At 71.3% G+C, this 21,322-nt stretch carries 16 protein-coding genes; 12 read left to right on the top strand and 4 right to left on the bottom strand.

The annotated features are described in order from the left end of the window. Nucleotides 1-239: 239 nt before the first annotated feature. The gene (gene eccB, locus CXR44_RS05320) at nt 240-1,655 is read right to left on the bottom strand and encodes a type VII secretion protein EccB (protein ID WP_101783753.1); all 1,416 of its coding nucleotides are present in this window, start codon (nt 1,653-1,655) and stop codon (nt 240-242) included. A gap of 129 nt (nt 1,656-1,784) precedes the next feature. Here eccB and CXR44_RS05325 point away from each other — a divergent pair, with 129 nt between their 5' ends. After that, nucleotides 1,785-2,186, top strand: a complete 402-nt coding sequence (locus CXR44_RS05325) for a hypothetical protein (protein WP_101783754.1) — start codon at nt 1,785-1,787, stop codon at nt 2,184-2,186. A 19-nt stretch (nt 2,187-2,205) separates the two neighbouring features. Next, complete coding sequence (locus CXR44_RS05330; protein WP_101783755.1) at nt 2,206-3,597, top strand: WXG100 family type VII secretion target; 1,392 nt, start codon at nt 2,206-2,208, stop codon at nt 3,595-3,597. Between the two features lie 402 nt (nt 3,598-3,999). Here CXR44_RS05330 and CXR44_RS40030 read toward each other — a convergent pair whose 3' ends face one another. The 3 genes from CXR44_RS40030 to CXR44_RS05350 form a co-directional block, all read right to left on the bottom strand. Further along, nucleotides 4,000-4,122 (bottom strand): transposase, encoded by a 123-nt coding sequence (locus tag CXR44_RS40030; protein WP_219601681.1) that lies wholly within the window; start codon nt 4,120-4,122, stop codon nt 4,000-4,002. Between the two features lie 331 nt (nt 4,123-4,453). Next, nucleotides 4,454-4,879, bottom strand: coding sequence for a hypothetical protein (locus CXR44_RS05340; protein ID WP_101783756.1), 426 nt, complete (start codon nt 4,877-4,879; stop codon nt 4,454-4,456). A 139-nt stretch (nt 4,880-5,018) separates the two neighbouring features. Further along, nucleotides 5,019-10,553, bottom strand: a complete 5,535-nt coding sequence (locus CXR44_RS05350; protein WP_245898852.1) for an FtsK/SpoIIIE domain-containing protein — start codon at nt 10,551-10,553, stop codon at nt 5,019-5,021. A gap of 835 nt (nt 10,554-11,388) precedes the next feature. Here CXR44_RS05350 and CXR44_RS05355 point away from each other — a divergent pair. From CXR44_RS05355 to CXR44_RS05400, 10 genes are all read left to right on the top strand, one after another. After that, nucleotides 11,389-12,054, top strand: a complete 666-nt coding sequence (locus CXR44_RS05355) for a hypothetical protein (RefSeq protein ID WP_101783757.1) — start codon at nt 11,389-11,391, stop codon at nt 12,052-12,054. A gap of 1 nt (nt 12,055) precedes the next feature. Then, nucleotides 12,056-12,772 (top strand): CpaE/TadZ family protein, encoded by a 717-nt coding sequence (locus CXR44_RS05360; RefSeq protein WP_101783758.1) that lies wholly within the window; start codon nt 12,056-12,058, stop codon nt 12,770-12,772. Next, the gene (locus CXR44_RS05365; protein ID WP_101783759.1) at nt 12,769-14,064 is read left to right on the top strand and encodes a TadA family conjugal transfer-associated ATPase; all 1,296 of its coding nucleotides are present in this window, start codon (nt 12,769-12,771) and stop codon (nt 14,062-14,064) included. The genes CXR44_RS05360 and CXR44_RS05365 overlap by 4 nt, the downstream gene beginning before the upstream one ends. Then, nucleotides 14,064-14,906: a type II secretion system F family protein gene (locus CXR44_RS05370; protein WP_144069871.1), complete on the top strand. Its 843-nt coding sequence runs from the start codon at nt 14,064-14,066 to the stop codon at nt 14,904-14,906. Before CXR44_RS05365 ends, CXR44_RS05370 begins: the two co-directional genes overlap by 1 nt. Further along, on the top strand, nt 14,899-15,819 hold the full coding sequence (locus CXR44_RS05375; RefSeq protein WP_101783761.1) for a type II secretion system protein: 921 nt from the start codon (nt 14,899-14,901) through the stop codon (nt 15,817-15,819). The genes CXR44_RS05370 and CXR44_RS05375 overlap by 8 nt, the downstream gene beginning before the upstream one ends. Beyond that, a complete protein-coding gene (locus CXR44_RS05380; RefSeq protein WP_101783762.1) occupies nt 15,819-16,040 on the top strand; it encodes a Flp family type IVb pilin in 222 nt (73 codons plus the stop codon). Before CXR44_RS05375 ends, CXR44_RS05380 begins: the two co-directional genes overlap by 1 nt. Before the next feature lie 41 nt (nt 16,041-16,081). After that, complete coding sequence (locus tag CXR44_RS05385; protein WP_245898854.1) at nt 16,082-16,474, top strand: TadE/TadG family type IV pilus assembly protein; 393 nt, start codon at nt 16,082-16,084, stop codon at nt 16,472-16,474. A 46-nt stretch (nt 16,475-16,520) separates the two neighbouring features. After that, entirely contained in the window at nt 16,521-16,889 is a 369-nt protein-coding gene (locus CXR44_RS05390) for a TadE/TadG family type IV pilus assembly protein (RefSeq protein ID WP_101783763.1), read from the top strand. After that, a complete protein-coding gene (locus CXR44_RS05395) occupies nt 16,886-17,317 on the top strand; it encodes a TadE/TadG family type IV pilus assembly protein (RefSeq protein ID WP_245898856.1) in 432 nt (143 codons plus the stop codon). The genes CXR44_RS05390 and CXR44_RS05395 overlap by 4 nt, the downstream gene beginning before the upstream one ends. A 1,100-nt stretch (nt 17,318-18,417) precedes the next feature. Continuing rightward, on the top strand, nt 18,418-21,144 hold the full coding sequence (locus CXR44_RS05400) for a BTAD domain-containing putative transcriptional regulator (RefSeq protein ID WP_101783764.1): 2,727 nt from the start codon (nt 18,418-18,420) through the stop codon (nt 21,142-21,144). Nucleotides 21,145-21,322: the final 178 nt, after the last annotated feature.

Consider the following 21,322-nt stretch of genomic DNA (forward strand, 5'->3'; position numbering starts at 1 on the left):
ACCGCGCGCCGCGCCTCGGCGAGAGGCACCCCCACCACCCCGGGCGTCCCGCATGGCACAAGGCGCCGCCATGCGGACCCCACAGAGCCCGCGCGCCCTCCCTACCGCCACATCCCCCGGGTCCCCCTGGCTGCCAGGGACACCCCCCGGGCTCGCGGCGGTCCTGCCCCGGCCGACGACGACCGAGGAGGGCAGTCCTCACCGCGACCCGGAGCGGGCACGCCCCCTCCCGCGGAGCCCTACTGGTTGACCTTCACCGGAGCCTGCGCGGCGGCAGGGTCGAGCCGCGACCCCTCCGGGATCATGTGCAGCAGCGGCGCCGGCAGCGGCGCCACCGCCGTGGCGTCGTATCCGAGCGTCTCCACCTGCGCCCCGGTCTGCAGCGGGAAGCGCCGGTTCTGCTCGGTCACCAGGTAGTAGGTGTTGACGGACCGCAGCTGCCCCTCGCCCGGCAGCAGCCCCACCACGGCGGCTCCGCCGTTCGGCATCACGATCTGGTCGAACTGCTCCTGGTTGCCCGTCGCCGGCGGCACCGGGATGCTGATCGTGGCCCCACTGGTGATCGTGGCCTTGGTCGAGCCGCGCTGCGTGTCCGCGTACACGGCGCACAGCGGGGCGTTCGCGGCGGGAGTGATCACCTTGGGCATCGTCGTCGGCAGCCCGCCGCCGAGCATCGACGTCTTGGACAGGGCCGCGTTCGCCGTGGCGGGATCGATGGTGATCGGCACCACCCGGCCCGAGCCGTACGCCTTCTTGCTGGCCGCGTCGTTGAGCAGCAGCGTCGCCTGCGTCACGGTGATGGGCGACAGCCCGTCCTTGAGAAGCACGTACCACCGGTCGGCCCCGCCGGCCATGCCGGGGGTCTGGAAGATCTGACCGATCCGCCGGGTGCGGTCATCAGGCCCGCGTACCGCCGCGCCGCGGTTCGGGATCGACGGGAACCTGAAGTCGCTCCCGTCCGGGATGGCGTTGATCCAGGCGGCGGGCACCTTCCTGACCACGGTGGCGCCGAGCGCGTTGATCCCCTCGCTGCCGACCTTCATCTTCTGGTCGCCCCAGATCACCCAGCCTTGCTGCTGCTCGTCGCGCACGACCATCGCGCCTTCGCCGATCGGCGTGCCGCCGACGTTCATGCCGCCCACCAGGGTCACGTACGTCTTTCCGACGCCCGCCGTGTCGGTCGTCTCGCCCACGCACACCGACCACGGCCCCTTGACGAGCTTGTCCTTGGCCGGCAGAGAGTCGGGCGCGCCCGGGATGCCCACGAGCGGGCCCCGGTCGAAGTTCGCCAGCGAGGCCGCCGAGACGTTCCGCACCTTCACGTCGGGCGTGTCGAGCAGGAGCCGCGCCGAGACGTAGTTGGCGACCGGCAGCAGCTTCTTCTCCTGCTGGCTGTAGACGTACTTCGCGCCGCTCTCGTCCTCGACCAGTAACTGGCCGGGGTCGGTCAACTTGGTCGCGTTGCCGGGTTTCAGCATGCCCCAGATCCCGAATCCCGCGGTCACCAGCACCGCGATCAGGATCCCGCAGAACATCGCCACCGTGTGCCGGCGCATCGGCGGCTCGGGCACATCCGGCTCCGCCTGCAGCAACGCCATGCCCAGACGCTGCATCATCAGGCGGTGGGCCTGGTAGAGGTCCTTCCGGGTCTGCATGCCGCTCCGTTCCTACTCAGGGTCCCGGAACATGTTACGCATGAGCGTATAGAGGGATATGTGAACTTCTGTACGTGATGGTGGTGATCCGAGTAAAGTTGCGATCAAGCACCTTGGGGAGGTTGTGTCGTGGCAATCGGAGAACACCGGGGCTGCGGGCAGAAGTGGCCCGGTCTGGATGCGGAGCGAGACGGCGTCAAATATCCGGATGAACCGAAGAAGCGCTTCGAGCAGCTCGCCACGCAACTCGAGGAAGCGCTGGACGACCTGCAGGGGTCGGGACGAGGCTCCCTGACCGACCTGACCACACAGGGCAATCTCTCCGGCTTCACCCAGCAGGTGCGGGCCATCGACCGCTGGGACGGCGGCCGTTCGTTCGCCGACACCCTTGACCTGGGCCACGACGAGCTCACCAAGATCTATGGCCAGGTCAACGAGAAGTTCGCCGTGGCCATCGCCCTGGTGCGGAGCGGCGGCGGCATCTTCCAGACGGGGGACGACGTGACCTTCCCCGGTTCCAAGCAGATCTAGGGCGGCTCAGGGCATCGTCATGGGTGACTCCACGAAGAAGACGCATTGGATCAAGACGAACTGTCCCACCTTCGGGTGCGAGACCGGTGGGCGAAGCGTGGCCGAGGTGAAGAACCTGTTCACCGCGCTCGACCCCGTCACCGTGCGGACGGCCGCCACCTCCTACACCGACGCCAGCGCCAAACTGGTCAACGCCCTCAATGCGATCGACGACGTGAGCGCCGAGCTGGCCAAGATCTGGAAGGGCGAGTCGTCCGTCAAGGCGCAGAAGGCCCTGCACCAGTTGCATGACACGATCGTCAACCTCGCCGCCGGGCTCGACCACATGGGCAAGCCTCTGGAGACGCTGAGCAGCAAGATCCGCGAGCACAAGGAGTTCGTGGAGAACGCGACCGCCACGTGGAGCAACCCGATCGGCGACCCGGGCAGCTGGGACGACTCCATGCCGGGCAGCTTCCGCACGATCGACAAGGGCTGGGAGTGGGGCTCGCAGGACGAGCTGGCCGGCCACCATCTCAAGGCGTTCACCGAGGACCTCAGGCAGATCCACACCCGTCTCCCCGACTATGTCGAGAAGGAACTGCCCGACATCGAGCCGCCTCAGGGGCCCCAGCCGGATCCCACGAAGGTCGACCTGAACGGCCCGCGCATCCCGGCCAACGTGAACCAGGCGGGTTACGACCCGTCCGACTTCAATCCCGGCCAGAACGGCAACGGGATCAACCAGTCCACGTACCAGGACCGCCCCACCACCGACCCACGCTTCCCGGACGGCTCCGACCGGCCGGGCTTCCCCGGCGGGACCGACGGGACGGACCCGAACGCCACCGACCCGAACGGCACGGACCCCAACGGCACCGACCCCAACGGCGTCGGCAACGGCACGGACCCCAACGGCAACGGCAACGGGTCGGGCATCGGCAACGGCGTGAACCCCACCGGCCGTCCCGGCATGCCGTCCACCGACCCGAACTTCCCGAACGGATCGACGACCGACGTGAACGGCAACACGGACCCGAACAGCAGGATCAACGGCAGCGACCCCCGCTCGACCTTCCTGTCCGAATCCCAGCCGCGATTCGACGGGACGCAGTTCGGCAATCCCGCGCCGACCACCACCCCGACCACCTATTCGAACCCGACCTCCTCCCCGACCACCTCGGGCACCACCCCGGTCGTGAACACCAACTACGGATCGGGCTACGGCAACGGCATGACCGCCGCCGAGGCGGCGGCCGCTCGTGGCACCAGCCTCGCCGGAACCACCGGCATGGGCGCGCCCATGGTCCCGATGGGTGGCGCCCCCGGGGGAGGCGAGGAAAGGACGAACGAGACCTCCACCTGGCTCAAGGAGGAGGACGACTGCTGGGTCGGCACATTCGACAACGTCGTCAACGACACGATCTGCTGACCCGCACCCCCACTGCCCCCGGCACCTAGCCCGGCCCCCGCGGGCCGGGCGCCCCCGCTCCTCCCGGCACCTCGCCCGGCCTCGCAGGCCAGGGCGCCCCTGCTGCCCCCGCCACTTCGCAGGCCTCCATCGGCCAGGTGTGCCCGCTGTTCTCAGCACCTGCTCGCCCTGCTCACACGGGCCAGCGTGCACCCGTTCCCTCCCAGCACCTCTCCTGGCCTCCACTGGAAAGGCGCACCCGCTGCTCCCGGCACCTCGCCTTGCTCCCGCAGGCCAGGGCGCACCCGTTCCTTTCCAGCACTTCGCCCCGCTCCTGCTGACACCCGCCGCCCCGGCCGAGGCCTCATCCAGAGACCCGGCCCACCTTGGCCGCTCGGCGCTGGTCGGGGCGTCCGAACGCAGTCATGGGCTGCCATCGACCGCCAGCACGATCCGTCCGTCGGCGACCCGCGGCAGCGGCAGAGCTGACAGCGACCGACGCAGCCGGGCCACCTCGATCTGGCCGCTGTTCAATCCGTCGTACAACGCACCATGACCGCCGATGCTCCGGAGCCAGCGCCAGATCCACCAGCGTCTTGACCGGCCCGTCGGTGCATGACACCGCCTCGGCCAACTCGAACAGTGCATCGGCCCGTGCGCTCAGACAGTCGTAGAAGTCGGTCCGGAAGCGGGACAACACGGCCAGGGACTCGACACGGACAGCCTCGTTCAGCCCACTCATCCTCACGGCCTTGGTAGTGATCGTCAGCGTCTTCAGCAACGCACATGATCAGGCCGAGGCCGTCTCGCTGTCCCGCGACCGGCCGAACCTTCGCCACGCTCGACGATACTGGCGGCGACAGATTCAAGGACCAGGTTAAGGGGCAGCAGCGCAGTCCTCACCGGTGTCGCCGATCATCACTTCCTCCAGTGCGATCAGATCGGCGTGGCTGACCGTCGGCGGCACTCCCTTCAGATGGCGAACACGCTTGACGAAGCACTCGTCCAGTGGCACGTGGTACCGCTCGACGTAGTAGGCCAGGTCGGAATGCCAAACCCATTCGCCATCCGTCAGCGCCGCCAACGGACCGATGTAGTTCGCTTCGGCAGCCAGCACATCGTGCGCCGCATCCCCCGACACCACGAACAGCGTCCCCGCCTGCAGATACCTCACTAGGAGAGCCTCATACTCCTCGCCCTTATCGCGTACGGCCGCACGCAGGGAAGGCCCGTCCGGGCGCCCATGAGGCAACTCCCGGAACTCGCCGAGAAGACGGTCCGCCCAAGAATGACGCTCGCTCATCGCCAGCAGCGTACTGATTCGTCCCCGCTCGGTAACTCTCAAACCCGTCCCAAAGCCGTGCGGACAGACCTGGTTGAACAACAAGCTGAGAGAGATCGCTGAGCTGCTCGCCGAGGCGCGCCTGCCACGACCTCGCCGATCAGAGATCTAGGACATCGTTTCCAGCGGACGTCTCTGGCAGGGCGGCCTGCACCGGGATGGTCGTGCCCGCCGATACCAGTAACCCGCGCCCAGGCGGGCCTCCGACAGAACCGCGGGGCAGCCGAATGTTGAAGAGGTCACCGTCGGCAGGGCTCTGCACGGACAGCAGCACCCCCGTACGGGACTTGCGAGCATCGGCCACGAACCCCCGGTAGGCCGTGGCCAGATCGCTCGTGGCCCCAGCGATGATCAACCCGTGCTCCCCGTCCCGGCCCGACCTCAGCACCTCCTCCAGCGCCAGCCCGAGTGGAGAGTCGGGGCTGACCAGCTCCGCATCGTCCACCAGCACCACATGCCGTTCCAGCCCCGCGACGAGATCCTGCAGCCCTGGCGCGTTTCCATCCAGAACCGCCAACGCGCCTCGCAGCGCGCGCAACGGACTGCGCCTCGGTGCAACCACAAGAACCGGGGTTCCTGACGACAGCAGGGACAGCGCAGCCGTGAGCAGCACCGACGACCGTCCAGACCGCGGCGGACCGGCGATCACAGCCCCGGGCCCCTGAGCCAGCAGATCGATCCCGACCGGCGCCAAGGCGTCACCACCGGCCCCGACCAGAGCCCACAGTGGCGATGGCGCCTCGAACCCGGGAACGAGTTCGAGCGCCTGACCCGCCGTGATCCGCATCGGCAGCGCATCCACCCGCAATGGCGGCTCCCCGTCCCACCACCAGGCTCCTCGGCCGCCACCGCGTATGCCGAGCCGTCCCTGAACCTGTCCGTCGTCGCCGGTCACCGAGGAACGATGCGGTGTCATCTCAGCCTCCGCCTCACCACCCGCCCGCGAACCACTCACCCAGTTGCCCGAGTCGTCCCCTTCGCCAGCCGCTGCCTCTTCGTTCGTATGGAGAGGGAGCCGGGAGGACGCGGTCTCTTGGCCGGTGTGAGCCGGTCGCGGAGAGCCCTCCCCATCGGCGTAGGAGGAGAGGCTGGGAGAAACGCCCCCCTCACCGGTGTGCAACGAGGGCGCGCCAGGCGCGGCCCTCCCGTCCGGGTGCACCGTGAGCTCGGCGGATGCGGCATGCCTCTCCCCGAGGGGGACAGATCGGACGCCCGGTCGTGCCGGATCGTTCCCACGGCCACCGGAGGCAGCGGAGCCGGTCCGCATCCCGTGGTGGGACCCGGTGGCCATGGCATGTCGCCGCGCACCGGCGGCCATGACACCACGTGTCATCGCCTGCAGGGCGGCGACCTGGGCCGGCCCTGCCGGATCGTCGGTGAGGAGGGCGATCTGACTTTCGACGATGCCGTGCTCACCCATCGACAGTGCACGGCCGGGTGGCATGGTCGACGGGAGCTCCTTGAGGGGGAGCCCGGCCAGCCCGTAGTCGGCCGGGTCCGCCAGCCGGAGAATCAGCCGATCTTCGAACACCGTCGAGACCTGTCCCAGCAGGCACGAGCGGTCGCCGGTCACCACGGCCCGCAGCCCGACGGCCGGCCCCTCCCGCAACAGCTGCAGGAGCGCCTCGGTCAACCTCCCGTAGTCGTAGCCCTCGAACGCGGCCACGTACCCCTCCCACCGATCCACCATGAGCACCAGCCAGGGCAGACGGTGGCCGCTCTGCCGATATTCGGCCAGGGAGGCGTGTCCGGCCTCGGCCAGCAGCTGCTGGCGACGCCCGACTTCAGCCCGCAGCCGGGCAAGCAGGCGTTCGACACGGTCGAGCTGGTCGCGGGTCACCACGGCGCCGCAATGCGGCATCGCCACCAGCGGCAGCAGCGCACCCGACCCGCAGTCGATCGCATGGACGTGCACGTCGGCAGGCGAAGCCTGCAGGGCGATCGCGCCGGCCATGGTCCGCAGCGCGGTGGACCTGCCGCTGCGGGACGCGCCGGCGATGAGCAGGTGGCCGCCGTGGGCGAGATCCAGGGCGAGCGGCTGCCGATCCTGCGTCCAAGGGCGGTCCGTGAGTCCGAACACCAGCGGCTCCACCTCGGCCCACGACCCGGGAGAGGCCAAGGCGGCTTCCCCGGGAACCCCGGGTGCCAGGCCGGCGGCCACCGTGTCCTGGCCGCCGTCGCCCGGCGGCCGGAGGACCAGGTGAGCGGGCAACGGCTCCAGCCACGGGCTCGGCTGCCGTTCCACCCTGGTCAGCCGGGCGGCCTCGATGAGCGCATCGGCGAGGAGCGACAGGTCGGTGACCGTCGACTCCTCCGCCGGCTGCCGGGGCGGAGGCAGCCCGCGGCCGAGCGACCTCCAGTCCATGTCGATCACCCGCACCCTGCGGGCGTCTCCGGGCACAGCGGCATGCGCGGCCCCGGCCATCGTCCGGAAGCCCGTGGCCGGACGACCACCCGCACGCGCTTGCCCGGCTGAGAACGAGCCATTACTGCCGGCAACGGCGGCCTGCGGGCTCCGGCCGCCGACGCGGGCCGTCTGGACTGCGGCCGCCGCACCCGCGCCCGACTTGACGTAACACCGGCCGGGCGTCGACTTGGAGATGTGGGCCGCGTCCGGCATGTCGATCACGTCCGCGGACTCCATCGGCTCGGTGACCCGGAGCGCGATGCGAAGGGAAGTGTTGGCCTGGATGTCGGCGGTCACCACGCCGGCGGGACGCTGCGTGGCCAGGATCAGATGGATGCCCAGCGACCGGCCCCGGCGCGCGATGTCGACCAGCCCCGCCACGAAGTCGGGCAGCTCGGCCACCAAGGCGGCGAACTCGTCGATGATCAGAACGAGGCGGGGCAGCGGCTCGTACCGCTTGCCCGTGGACCCGGCCAGGGCGGTGTAGTCGTCGATGTCCTTGGCTCCGGAGGCCAGTAGCAGGCGTTCCCTGCGCCGGATCTCGGCCGCCAGAGAGTCGAGCGCCCGTTGCGTCAGGTGACCGTCGAGGTCGCTCACCATGCCGACCGTGTGCGGCAGGCGTACGCACTCCTTGAACGCGGCCCCGCCCTTGTAGTCGATGAGGACGAACGTGAGCTGGTCGGGGCGGTTGGCCACCGCCAGGGCGGAGATCAACGTCTGCAGGAGCTCGGACTTGCCCGCGCCGGTCGTGCCGGCGATCAACCCGTGCGGACCGTCCACCGCCAGATCGACGGAGAACCGACCCTCGGGGCCGATGCCGATCACCGCCTCCGTCGACCCGCGTGCACGCCAACGCCCGGCGATCTCCCGGCCGGTCGGCACGCTCAGGCCGAGCAGGTCGAGCAGTCGCACCGAGTCGGGCAGGTTGCCGGAAGGGTCCTCCCTGCTGACGTCGCGGATGGGCGACAGCGCCCTGCCCAGCCGATCGCACCAGGCCGGCCCGACGAGGTCGGCCACGATCGGGCCGATGACGTCCAGACCGCCGCCGCGCAGCCGTACCAGGCCGTCGGAGCCGCACGCGGCGACCGTCGCGCACTCTTCGGGCAACAGCCGCTGGTCGTCGTCGATCGCGAGGGTGTAGACGCCTGAACGGGGACCCTGCCGCAGCACCTGGGGCATGCCCGGGAGCCCGCGCAGCGCCTGTGCGCCGTCCAGGACCACCAGCACGTCGAAGGGCCGCTCGTCATAGGTGGAGAACGCGGGCGTCTCCGGGCCACCGAGGTCGTCCCAGCCGGTGGGGATCTTGCCGAACTCGGGGATCGTGGTGTTCTGTCGTTCGTCGATGAGCGCGGCCAACTCGGCGACGCGGCGCGCCGCCGACTCCGGGTCGGCGCCGACCAGCGCCACGCAGTCCTCGCCGCCGCGCGGCGCGCAGTGCGGCAGCCAGCGCATCCAGCCCCAGCGTCGCTCACCGTCGCCGTGGGCGGAAAGGATCACGATCGCCAGATCGCGTGGGCTGTGCAGGGTGGCCGCCTGGCCGACCAGCCAGCCGGCCAGGCCGATCGCGGTGTCACGTGGACCGGTGACACCCGCGACGCCGAGGCGGCGCATGGCCAGGGCCACGGGCACGGCACGGCAGATCGGCGGGTCGATGGCGCCGCCCTGCTCCTCGGTGAGATCGAGATCGGCAGGCAGATCGGCGAGCCCCACCCGCAGGCGGAGGGCGTCGGGGTCATGGATGCGCCGCTCCCACAGCCGCCGGCGGGGACCCGTGGCCGTGAGCAGCACCTGTGCCGGATCCGGCGCTTCCGACCTGCGGACCAGCTCGTTGTGGGCCCGGGCCCGCTCGACCGCCTGCTCGTACGTCTTGAGCCGCTCCCTGTACTCTTTGATCGCTTTCTTGTGCTGCTTCTTGCCGTGGCGGCGGTCGCTCCACCACTGGCCGATCATGATGATCGGGGTCATCAGCGCGATCAGCAGGTAATACCACTGGCGCAGGGCGAAGGCCAAGGTCAGGCCGAGCGCGGCGGGCAGCAACGCGGCCAGCAATTGCAGCCGCATCCCCTCGGCCCGCCGAGGCTCACGCGGCTTCTCGAAGGCCCGCTGTCCTTCGGACGGGCGCAGCCGGGGAGGCCTGTTGTAGGCCACGCCGCCTTCGGGCCTGGGCGTGAGGTGGGCGTCCTGCGGCTCGATCGCGGTGAGGGCGAACACCGACGAGCCGCAGGTCAGCACGGCGTGCTCCGGCCAGTCGGCCTTTTCTGCGAGAGGCCGGCCGCCCAGCTCGGGAGGCGCCCAGGACCCCGACGACAGGGCGGCCGCTTCGCGCTCGGCCACCCGAGCGGTCAGCTCGGCGACCTCCTCGGCCCACCGGCCTTTGAGCTTGGGACGTGGCGTCTCCTCCGGCTGGTGCCTGCGGGCCGGCTCCACCGTGATCGCGGCAGCCGTGACGCGCATCGTCACGGCCTCGGGCGCGACGGCCGGATCGGCGACGGTGATCGCGCATCGGGGGTCGGACCCGATGACGTGAACGCCGAGCCCGAGCCGGTGCACCGCTCCGGCTGCGGGGCCGCCCACCACGCGCACTTCGGCGACCCCGCCGGGCTCGTCGACGATGGTGGCCCGCACCAGACGCGGGTCGAGCGTGACCTTGTCACCGTCGCGCAGCACCGTCCGGGCCGGAGCGCGAGGATCGAGGGCACGACCGTTGCGCCACAGCGTCGGCTCCTGCTCATCGGCCCCACCATCCCGCGCCGGGACGCTCCGCAGCATCGGGTCCCCCCGCCGCTCGGGTCTGTCGGCCCTGAAGGGCCCGGCCTCCTCGGGACGATGTGGTGAGGGGCCGCCTCCCGGCAGGCTCTTGCCGCCCTCATGCCGGGACGCGCGGAAGTCCCCTTTCTCAGAGGGGCGTGCGCCACGTGCCCGCCCGTCGAGGGGAGGGCGCTGCTCGGGGACATGCGGCTGGGCGTCTGCGGGCCTCGGCGCCGACATGCCGTACGGAGCACGCGCTCGGGTGAGCCGGACGACCTCGGCCAGCCGTGGCTGACCGCTGAGCGCCTCGCTCACCTCGGCGATGGTCGTGCCGTCATCGCCGTCGAGCACGATGTCACGGTCGCCCTGCTCGCCGAGCACGGTGAGCATGATCCGCATGTGCCGTCTCCTCGTCCGGATCTCGAGCGCCACGCTAGCGCCCGGTGTGAGATTAAGCCCGCGGGTTATCGGCAAACGCATGGAAGCCGTCGGTTGTGGATAACTCGGCCGGGCGAGGGCCGGCTGTGGATAAGTCATTCGACCTTGAGCGCCGGCGAGCTTAGAGTGCGGGCGTGGACTTCCGCTCGGGCAGGAGAATGAGACGGTCGCCGAAGTCCTGGGATTTGCGATCATCAAACCTTGCGTGACATGGACAAGCGACTCTCCAGTGCAGCTTAGGGCGATTTGGAGTGCGTTGTGTGGATATTGAGGATGAGGACTGGATACGGGCGCCCGAAACAAGGTGCTCGCCGACTGAGGCGCCAGTGGCTGCCATATGCCTGTGGCGGAGGGGTGCGGGCAGAAGCGTCAAGCAAGGGGAGTCGAGGCGAGACGTCGCACCGACGAGGGGTCTGACCTGCATCGGGCTGGCCGCCGGTCTCGCTCGGGGGCGGGTGAGGGTCGCAGAAGAGACGGGCGGCCGCCGGGCACGCTGCTGCCGGGCTGAGGACCGCCTGACGGCTACGACCTCGATCGGCCGATGTCCAGGGACGGCGAAGGCGGCAGCCGAGACAAGGCAGCCCGAAGTGAACGTGGGGACGACGATGGAAGCCGGGCGTCCAGCAAGCGCCCGCAAGGACGACTATGTCCCAAAACCGAAAAGCAAGGGGTCGAGGAGGCTGATGTGACCCTTGTGGCAGTTAGCCCTAAAAAGAGATGGCGTCAACTCGCTAGAAACAACAGGCATCGGTTATGACGAGTTGACACCATCCCACCTGCGAAACGAGCATGGTTCCTCGCATTCCAGCCCCGCCTGTGGCCATGGATGCACATAATGGCGTGAATTCGACAATTCTCTAATGGGAGCCCCCCACCCATGAGGACAAGCGAAAAGCCTGCCGTCGACACGGCAGGACTGTCCGGTCCGGCGTCGCGCAAGCTTCCCGTTCCGCCACGCGAGCGCAAGCCCGCCCTGGCGGCCCTCGCGGTGCTGCTCATCCTGGGCGGGGCGCTCGCCACGACACTGCTCGTGATGCGCAGCGGCGACCGGATCTCCGCGATCCGGGTGACGCAGCAGATCGGCGCCGGCCAGCAGTTCACCGAGCAGGCGATCGAAGAGGTGCAGATCGCCGACACCGGCATCGACTATGTCGACTGGTCCCAGCGGCAGCAGGTGCTGAAGAGCTTCGCCGCCGTGACGATCCTGCCCGGCACCCTGCTCACCAACAACATGGGGGTGCGGGCCAGCGCCGAACTGGGTCCCGGCAAGGCCAAGGTGGGGCTCGCCCTGAAGCCGGGACAGGCCCCTGCCGGGCTGCAGAAGGGCGACCGCGTCCAGGTGGTGCACGTACCGGCCCGTACGAGCCAGGCCGAGAGCCGGGTGCTGGCGCAGAGCGCGCTCGTCTTCAGCGTCGGCGAGTCGAGCCGGGCCGGCGGCAGTGGGCTGATCACGGTGATCGTGGACTCGTCGGTGTCGCCGGAAGTCCTCCGGTACGCCTCCAGCGGTGAGATCGCCGTGGCCGAGCTGCCCGGGGCTCGCTGACGTGGCGCTCATCGTGCTTGCCGCCGACAAGGGCGCGCCCGGGGTGACCACCGCCGCCACCGCGCTGGCCGCGGTGTGGCCGCGGCCGGTCCTGCTCGCCGAGTGCGACCCCGCGGGCGGTGACATCGCCTACCGGCTGCCATCCGCCGACGGCGGCGAGCTCAACCCGGGCAAGGGCCTGCTCACGCTGGCCGCGACGGCACGCCGCGGGCTCGAGCACGCCCAGATCCATCCGCACACGCAGAAGATCGTCGGTGGGCTGGACGTGCTGGCCGGCCTGACCCACGGGGAGCAGGCGGCCGGGCTCACCTGGCTGTGGGGGCCACTCGGCCGCTCACTCGCCGCGATCCCCAACGCCGACGTGATCGCCGACTGCGGACGGCTGGGCGGCCAGCCTCAGCTGGCCGATCTGCTGGCAGAGGCGGACAAGGTGGTGCTGCTCACCAGGGCGACCCTCGACCAGGTCGCCCACCTGCGCGAACGCCTGTCGATCACCAAGGCGCACGGCGTGGTGGTGATCGCCGACCCGCGCAGTTACCGCTCCTCGATCGACGACGTGCGCCGCATCGTGGGGCCGAGCGTGGGATTCGTGCACGGGCTCGCCTACGACCCCAAGGGCGCCGAACTGCTGCGCGGGCAATGGGGCGGCCGTCTCGACCGTTCGCTGCTGATCCGCACGGCACGCGATCTCGCGGGACGGCTGGTGAGTGAGCCATGATCGACCACGCGCTCGTCAAACGGTTCCGCCAGGAGGTGGGCGACCGCCTCGCCCACCAGCGCCGGCTCGATCAGGCCAACGGGCTGCCCGTGATGACCGGCGAGGACGAGAGGCAGTTCGCCAGGGCGCTGATCTCGCAGGTCCTGGAAGAACACGCGCGCAGCGAGATCGGCTTGGGCCGCACACCGCCCACGGCCGAGGAGGAGGAGGCGCTGGCGGCGGGCATCCACGCCGCGCTGTTCGGCGTGGGCCGTCTGCAACCGCTGCTCGACGACCCCGACGTCGAGAACATCGACATCAACGGCTGCGACAGGGTCTTCGTCAGCTACGCCGACGGCCAGGAGCTCATGCATGACCCCGTCGCCGAGTCCGACGAAGAGCTCATCGAGCTGATCCAGATCCTGGCCGCCTACTCCGGCCTGTCCAGCAGGCCGTTCGACACCGCCAACCCGCAGCTCGACCTCAGGCTGCCGGACGGGTCCCGGCTCAGCGCCGTCATGGACGTCACACTCCGGCCCGCCGTGTCGATCCGCCGGTCGCGGCTCGGCAAGGTGTTCCTGTCCGACCTGGTGGGCAACGGCACGCTGAGCGCCGAGATCGGCCGCTTTCTCACCGCGGCGATCCTCGCGCGCAAGAACGTCATGATCGCGGGTTCGACCAACGCCGGCAAGACGACCCTGCTGCGGGCCCTCGCCAACGAGATCCCGCCCAGCGAGCGTCTGATCACCGTCGAACGTGCCCTGGAGCTCGGCCTCGACCAGTTCCCCGAGCTTCACCCCAACGTCGTGGCCTTCGAGCAGCGCCTGCCCAACTCCGAGGGCCAGGGCGAGATCACCATGGCCGAGCTGGTCCGCAGGTCCCTGCGGATGAACCCCAGCCGGGTGATCGTCGGAGAGGTCCTCGGCGACGAGATCGTCACCATGCTCAACGCGATGACGCAGGGCAACGACGGTTCCCTGTCCACCATCCACGCCAACTCCAGCATGGAGGTGTTCAACCGCATCGCCACCTACGCGTTGCAGGCCGGCGAACGCCTTCCCATCGACGCCACCCACATGCTCATCGCGGGCGCCATCGACTTCGTCGTCTTCGTGGAGAAACGTAACGACTACCATCGCGGCGGCACCCTGCGCCGCTACGTCTCCAGCATCCGCGAGGTCAACGGCTGCGACGGCCGGGTCCTGTCGAGTGAGGTCTTCGTGCCGGGCCCCGACGGCATGGCCGTGCCGCACGCTCCCGTCTCATGCCTGCCCGAGCTGATCGCGCACGGCTACACCCCGGGAGGCTGGTGATGACGGCCCTGGATCCGCTGGCGATGTTCGCCGGCGCGGCCGCCGGAGGCGGGCTGTTCCTGCTCTTCCTCGCCCTGTACGGCATGCGCCCACGACCGGCCCAGCCGAAACGCCACCTCGTCAGGATGCTCACCACCCGCGCGGCCATCGCCGGCGTCGCGGCCACCGTCGTGCTCGTGGTGACGGGGTGGCCGGTCGTGGCGGTGGGGACCGTGCTGCTGGTGTTCGCCTGGCGCGGCCTGTCCGGCGGCGCGGCCGAGGAGCGCGACGCGATGCGCCGGCTCGAAGGACTGGCCGCCTGGACGGAGTCGCTGCGTGACACGATCGCCGGCGCGGCCGGGCTCGAACAGGCCATTCCCGTCTCGATCAGGGCCGCCGCACCGATGCTGAGGCCCCATCTGCGGGCACTGGTCGATCGGCTGCACACCAGGATGGCGCTCCCGGACGCGCTCGCCATCTTCGCCGACGACCTGGACGATCCTTCGGCGGATCTGGTGGTGGCCGCCCTGATACTCAACTCCAGGCTGCGCGGCCCCGGCCTGCGCGACGTGCTCGGCGCCCTCGCCGTGTCGGCTCGCGAGGAGCTCGACATGCGGCGTCGCGTCGAGGCCGAGCGCCGCTCGACCAGGCGGAGCGTCCAGATCGTCGTCATCACGGCTCTGGTCTTCGCGGCGCTGCTCGTCCTGTTCAATCCCTCGTACGTGAGCGAGTACGGCAGCCTGCTCGGCCAGGCGGTGCTCGTGGTCGTGGCCGGGCTGTTCGGCGCCGGCTTCGCGTGGATGCGGCGGCTCGCCCGCTTCGACAAGCCCACACGACTCCTGGTCGGAGGTGGCCATGGTTGAGGGTGTGCTGGCGGGCGGCGTGCTCGGATTCGGGCTGTTCCTGCTGCTGCGCGCGCTGTTCCCCGCCCGGCCTGGCCTGGTGGCGCGGCTGCTCGCGATCGAGGCCGTCCGCGAGGACGCGGGCACGCCGCGACTGCGCCTCGTGCTCCCCGACGAGGAGGTCAGCGCCTTCCGCCGTGGGCTCGGCGTGCGGCTCGCCCGCGTGTACGCGGCACGCGGATGGGAGGTGAGGTCCACCAAGGCCGACCTCGCACTGGTCGGCCGGTCGTTCGAAGGCTTCCTGGCCACCAAGGTGCTGCTGGCCGCCGCCGGGCTGCTCGCCTTCCCCGTGCTGCTCGGCTGGCTCTTCCTGATGGGATGGGGCACGTCCCTCGCGGTTCCGTTCTGGGCGGCCGTGGCCGTCGCGGTGGTCTTCTTCTTCCTGCCCGACCTGCAGGTCAGGCGGGACGCGGCGGCCAAGCGACGCGACTTCAGGCACGTGGTGGGAGCGTTCCTCGATCTCGTCTCGATGAACCTCGCGGGCGGCCGCGGCGTGCCCGAGGCCCTCCTGATGGCGGTCTCGGTCAGCGGCGACCAGCCCAACTGGGCGATGTCCCGCATCCGCGAGGCGCTCAGCGGGGCGCGGATCGTCGGCATCACCCCGTGGCAGGCGCTCGGTCAGCTCGGCGAGGAGATCAACGTCGACGAGCTGCGTGACCTGTCCGCCGCGCTCGGGCTGGTCGCGGACGACGGCGCCAAGGTACGCGCCTCCCTCACGGCGAGAGCGGCCACGTTGCGTCGCCGCGAGCTGGCCGAGATCGAGGGGCGGGCCGGCGAGCGTTCCCAGTCGATGCTCGTCGCCCAGTTACTGCTGTGTGCGGGGTTCGTGATCTTTCTCAGTTTTCCGGCCGCTATGAAGATGTTGGGGTCCTGATGAATCATCCCTGGATCGTCTACCTCCGCGCGTACCTCGGCGTACGCGTCCACCGCGCCCGTACTGCCCCCTCCAGGGGCGCCTCCGCCGTCGAGTGGGTGATCATCACCGCGATCATCGCCGGCGTCGCACTGGGCCTCGCCACGCTCATCAAGGCGCTGGTCGAACAGAAACAGAGCGACATCCAGAACAGCTTCGGCGGTGGCAACGGCGACACGTGATCCCGTCTCGCCTCCGGACACCTCGAGAGCGCGGTGCCACCGTGATCGAACTGGCGCTCCTCATGCCGGTCGTCCTCGCGGTCGTGCTGCTCATCGTGCAGGTCGCGCTCTGGTTCCACGGGCGTCAGGTCGCCGAGGCGGCTGCCCGGGAGGGGGCGAGGGTGGCCCGTTCCGCTCCGTTCGACTCGGGCTCCTGGGAAGCGGAGGCCAGCGCGAAGGCCACGGACATCGTCCGGGCCATCGGCCCGCGGTTGCTCGCCAACGCCACGGCGACCACGTCGGCCAAGGACCCGGACCAGCGGTTCGTCACGGTGCGAGGGAACGCGGTGCAGGTCGTGCCGTTGCTGCCCGAGCTCGCGTTCACGATCACGGCGACGTCCGGCGGCCCGGTCGAGTGCTTCCGGCCGGACAACGGGGGCGACGACTGTGAATGAGCGAGCTGAGCGCCGACGCGGGCGTGGGGCGGGGGAGAGGGGGTCGATGGCCGTGGAGACGGTCATGCTCGCACCCGTCTTCCTGCTGTTCCTCATGTTCCTGGCGGGCGCCGGGCGGCTCGTGGAGGCGCAGGGCGAGGTCAACGGGGCCGCGAGGGACGCGGCGCGGGCGGCCTCCGTGCAGCGCACGCTCGACGCGGCGGGCTCAGCCGCCGAGGCCGTCACGGCCGACGTGCTGCAGGGCACCTGCGGGCAGCCCGCGGTCGACCTGGGCGAGTCACGGTTCGAGGAGGGCGGTCAGGTGCACGCCGAGGTCACGTGCGAACTCGACCTGGGGTTCCTCGGCTTCGGCGCGACCAAGCAGATGACAGGCACGGCGGTGGTGCCGCTGGAGCAGTTCAGGAGGGTCGAGTGAAAGGCACGGTGGCACGGCGGGGCGAACGCGGCTCCATGTCGGTGTTCACCGTGCTGTTCTCCGTGGTGGTCTTCCTGCTGGCGGGGCTGCTGGTGGACGGCGGAGCGGCGATCAACGCGCGGCTGCGGGCCGCCGACATCGCCGAGCAGGCCGCGCGCGCCGGCGCCGACCAGATCGACGTCGACCACCTGCGTGCCACGGGCCGGACCAGGCTCCTGGACGAGGGACAGGTGTGCGGCCGGGCCGACGAGGTGACGGCGGCTCAGGGCGGTGACGGGGTCTCCGCGGATTCCTGCTCCGTGGAGCAGGGCGGCACTGCGGTCACCGTCACCGTGAACGTCACCTGGACGGCCTTCTTCCTCGGCGCGCTGGGCTTCCAGGGGTCCGAGATGCGGGGAGAGGCTACGGCCGGCCCCGAAGCCAGATGAGTCAGACCGATTCCAGCCACTTGGTGGATCAGGGAGCGATGAGCAACGACGCTGGACGCGAGAAGGGAGAGGCGATGCCGACGCGAGAGCCCGCGCGCCCCCACGGGCCCACGCCCGCGCACGACCGGCCCCGCCTCACCGGCCCGGACTCCGGTGGCGAGGAGGAACGGTCCCGCCTCGCCGGCCCTCCTGGCGAGGCCGGGCTGCCCGGTGCCGGCGGGCAGGGCGGCTCTGGCCCGGCTGACAGGCTGGGCGGTGCCGGCGCGGGGCCGGCGGCTCCCACAATGCCTGCGGCTCCCACAGCCTCGGGGGCTCCCACGATGCCTGCGGCTCCCACCGCCTCGGCGGCTCCCACGATGCCTGCGGCTCCCACAGGCTCGGCGGCTCCCATGATCCCCGCGGCTCCCACCGCCTCGGGGGCTCCCTCGGCCTCCGCGGTTCCCACGGCCTCGGCGGGTCTTGGGGGCTCCGCGGGGTCCGGCGGATCTGCGGCTCCCGGCGGACGGGCGGCTCCCTATGGTGGGCGAGCCGCCCGGCCTTCGGGCAGGACCTCCCGCTTCGCCAGGGATGCGGCCTACTTCCTGGAGGGGCCGGCGGCCGACGCCGGCAGAGCGCCCGCTGAGTCGAGAAGCGGGACGCCTGGTCGCGAGGAAGCGGCTGGGGATGGGAGCTGGCCAGTCGGTCCTGAACGGTTCGAGGAGAGGGTGCGGCCTGTCGGTCCTGAGGCGGTTGGGGATGGCAGGCGGTCCGTCGGTCCTGAACGGTTCCAGGAGAGGGTGTGGCCTGTCGGTTCTGAGGCGGTCGGGGATGGGAGGCGGCCTGTCGGGCCCGAAGGGTCGGGGCTGGGCGCTCGGTCCTTCGGTGCGGAAGGGGCGAGAAGGCCGGTGGGTCCGCCGGCTGGGGCCGTGGGACGTTCCGCTGGAGAGGTGGACGGCGGTGGTCGCCGGGGGCGGTACGTGGACGGGCCGCGGCCGGTCGGTCAACGGCCGGGGCCTACGGCGCGGGCGGAGGCCGCGGGCCGCCGCCCGGCAGGCGCGTACGGGCGGAGGGCCGGGCCGGCGCCGCCCGTACGGATCCCGGCCAGGCGGACCGCCGGGGACGTGCTGGCCGGGATCGGGGCTCTGGTCGTGCTGGTCGCCCTCGTGGGGGGTGTGCCGTACGCCCTGCTGACGTTCGTCGGCCCGCCGGTCGCGCCGGAGCTGCTGGACGTGGACCTGCTGTTCAGCCAGGTCGGGCCGTCCACGATCGTCGCCGTGCTGGTGCTGCTGGTGTGGCTTGCCTGGTTGCAGCTGTTCGCCTGCGTGGTGGTCGAGGTGTACGCCGGGGTGCGGCGGGTCGGGATGCCGGCCAGGGTGCCGCTCTCCGGCGGGACGCAGGCGCTGGCCAACCGGTTGGTGTCGGCCGTGCTGCTGCTGTTCACCGCCGGAGCGGTGGCGGTGCCCATCGCCAGGCTGGGCGCCCCGGCGCCCGCGGCCCCGCCCATGACCGCCGTAGCGTACAGCGCGCCGGTCGTCGAACAGGTGCTGGAGACCCAGCGGACGAAGAAGGTGTACGTGGTGCAGCCGCCGCACGGCCGCCACCACGAAAGCCTGTGGGAGATCGCCGAGAAGTGCCTCGGCGACGGGCGCCGATATCCGGAGATCTTCCGGCTGAACCAGCACAAGGAGCAGCCCGACGGCGCCCGGCTGCGGATGGCCGACCTGATCAGGCCCGGCTGGGTCCTCGACATGCCGGACGACGCGCGCAACGTCCACGTCGTCCCTGTCACGCAGGCCCGGGCCCAGACGTTGCGGGAGCATCCCGGGAAGGCGGCCACCACGGGACGGATCGCCGACAGGGCGGAGCAGACGGTCAAGGAGGAGCTCGGCAAGCGCCTGCCCGGGCAGGAGAGCCCCGACCGGCAGGGCGCCGGGGAGACCAGAGCGGACAGGCAGGGCGCCGGAGAGGCCAGAGCGGACAGGCAGGGCGCCGGAGAGGCCAGAGCGGACAGGCAGGGCGGAGGGGAGACCCGAGCGGACGCGGGCAGGGCGGCGGACCAGTACGGCAGCGGCCTCGACCTGGTCGACTTTCTCGCGGGCGCGTCGCTGGCCGCCGCGGGCCTGCTGGCGGCGCTCGGCAGGCGGCGGCGTGAGCAGCTGTGGCGGCGGGCGTTCGGGCGGCGGGTGGTGCGTCCGCGTGACGACGCCGCCTCGGCCGAGGTCGCGCTCAGGATCGGCGCTGACGCGCCGGGCACTCGCATCCTCGACGTGGGCCTGCGGTTGCTGGGCGCCGAGCTGGCCGCGCAGGGGCGTACTCCGCCGACCGTCTACGCGGCGCATCTGTCGGCCCGCAACCTCGACCTGTGGATCCACCCGCCCGACGGCGACGCCCCCGAACCCTGGACGGTCCAGGACGGCGGTCAGGTGTGGCGACTGGCCGCGCACGAGGGTCGGCTGCTGACCGAGAGCCCGACGGGCGGGGCGCCGTACCCGGGCCTGGTGTCGCTCGGCACCGACGCGGGCGGACGGGTGCTCGTCGACCTGGAGGCGGCGCAGGGTCTGATCAACATCCGGGGCCCCCAGACGACCGCGGCCCTCGCCGCGCTGGCCGTCGAGCTCGCCACCAACCGCTGGTCGGACCGCATGCGTGTCACGCTCGTCGGCTTCGGCACCGAGCTGACGGCGATCGCCCCCGGCCGCGTCCGGGCGGTGGGGGGCCTGGCCGAGGTGCTGCCCGAGCTGGAGGCGGCCGCGGCGCCCCGCCAGGAGGTGCTGACCGGCCGCGTCACCGGGAGCCCGAGGGTCGCCCACTACCTGCTGTCGGCCGTGACCCCCACGCACGACGAGGCACGCCGGCTGGCGCTGCTCGCCCGGCGGGACACAGCCGGGTACGTGGTGGCCGGTGACGTGCCGCACGCCACCTGGACCCTGGAGATCACCGAGGACGGCAAGGCGAAGATCGCCGAGCTGGGCTTCGAGGTGACCGCCCAGCTGCTGCCGCGCCGCCACTACCAGGCGCTGATCGACCTGTTCCGGACGGCGGAGAGGATGGACGGCGAGCCGCTGTCGCCGGCACGGCCGCTGGAGGACCTGCACCCGCCCGAGGTGGAGATCAGGTTGCTCGGCCCCGTCGAGATCGCCGGCCTGGGACCGCTGGAGGAGGGCCGGATGGGCCTGGCGGCGGAGATGCTGGTGTACCTGGCCACCCATCCGGGAGGGGTGCATCCTGCGGTGCTCGGCGGAGTGCTGTGGCCGCGCGGCGTGCAGACCATGGTCAGGGACGCGGCGATCGGCAGGGTGGCCGACTGGCTGGGCCCCGAACACCTCCTCGTCGACGACGCCGGCCGGTTGAGCCTCGGGCCGCGGGTGCGCACCGACTGGGCGCTGTTCCGGGAGCTCGTACGTCGTGCGGAGCGTGACCCGACCGCGCGGGTCCTGCTGCTGGAGCGGGCGCTCGGCCTGGTGCGCGGTCCGTTGCTGAGCGGGCGCCCGGCCGGCCGGTACGCGTGGCTGGCCGCGGACGACCTGGAGTACGACGTCACGGCGCTGGTGGCCGATGTCGCCCACCGGTTGTGCGAGATACGCCTGCACCAGGGGGCGCCGGAGGCGGCGGTCGCGGCGGTACGCGCCGCGCTGCTCCTGGCGGCCGACGACGAGGCGCTGTGGCGTGACCTGCTGCGCGCCACGCATGCCACAGGCGATCCGGTACGGCTGCGCGCCGTGGTGGACACGCTGACGGGGCCGCGGCGGTTCGGGTCGTACGGCGGCCTGGCCCCGGAGACGGAGGCGCTCATCGACGAGTTGCTGCCTATGTGGCGCATCCACGTGGTGAGGGAGTCGACGGCATGAGGGCGGCCGGGGCGGTCGGATCGGCCGCGGCGCGGAAGGTGAGCGCCCGGGATCGGCAGTGCCGGAGGCGGGCCCGCCGGGGCGCGGAGGAGCTCGGACGGATATTGGAGGGTGGGCGGTGAAGGCGTGGATCCAGGGGGCGATGGGGATCGCCGGAGTGGTCTCCGTCCTGGTGGGA

Origin of the sequence: Nonomuraea indica (assembly GCF_002850745.1) — a bacterium.
Lineage (GTDB): Bacteria > Actinomycetota > Actinomycetes > Streptosporangiales > Streptosporangiaceae > Nonomuraea > Nonomuraea indica.

Bases quoted from the DNA above. Each gene is read 5' to 3' on its own strand.
- CXR44_RS05340 (WP_101783756.1), bottom strand. From the start codon at position 4,879: ATGAGCGAGCGTCATTCTTGGGCGGACCGTCTTCTCGGCGAGTTCCGG.
- CXR44_RS05380 (WP_101783762.1), top strand. From the start codon at position 15,819: ATGAATCATCCCTGGATCGTCTACCTCCGCGCGTACCTCGGCGTACGC.
- CXR44_RS05370 (WP_144069871.1), top strand. From the start codon at position 14,064: ATGACGGCCCTGGATCCGCTGGCGATGTTCGCCGGCGCGGCCGCCGGA.
- CXR44_RS05390 (WP_101783763.1), top strand. From the start codon at position 16,521: ATGGCCGTGGAGACGGTCATGCTCGCACCCGTCTTCCTGCTGTTCCTC.
- CXR44_RS05330 (WP_101783755.1), top strand. From the start codon at position 2,206: ATGGGTGACTCCACGAAGAAGACGCATTGGATCAAGACGAACTGTCCC.
- CXR44_RS05375 (WP_101783761.1), top strand. From the start codon at position 14,899: ATGGTTGAGGGTGTGCTGGCGGGCGGCGTGCTCGGATTCGGGCTGTTC.
- CXR44_RS05350 (WP_245898852.1), bottom strand. From the start codon at position 10,553: ATGCGTTTGCCGATAACCCGCGGGCTTAATCTCACACCGGGCGCTAGC.
- CXR44_RS05355 (WP_101783757.1), top strand. From the start codon at position 11,389: ATGAGGACAAGCGAAAAGCCTGCCGTCGACACGGCAGGACTGTCCGGT.
- eccB (WP_101783753.1), bottom strand. From the start codon at position 1,655: ATGCAGACCCGGAAGGACCTCTACCAGGCCCACCGCCTGATGATGCAG.
- CXR44_RS05365 (WP_101783759.1), top strand. From the start codon at position 12,769: ATGATCGACCACGCGCTCGTCAAACGGTTCCGCCAGGAGGTGGGCGAC.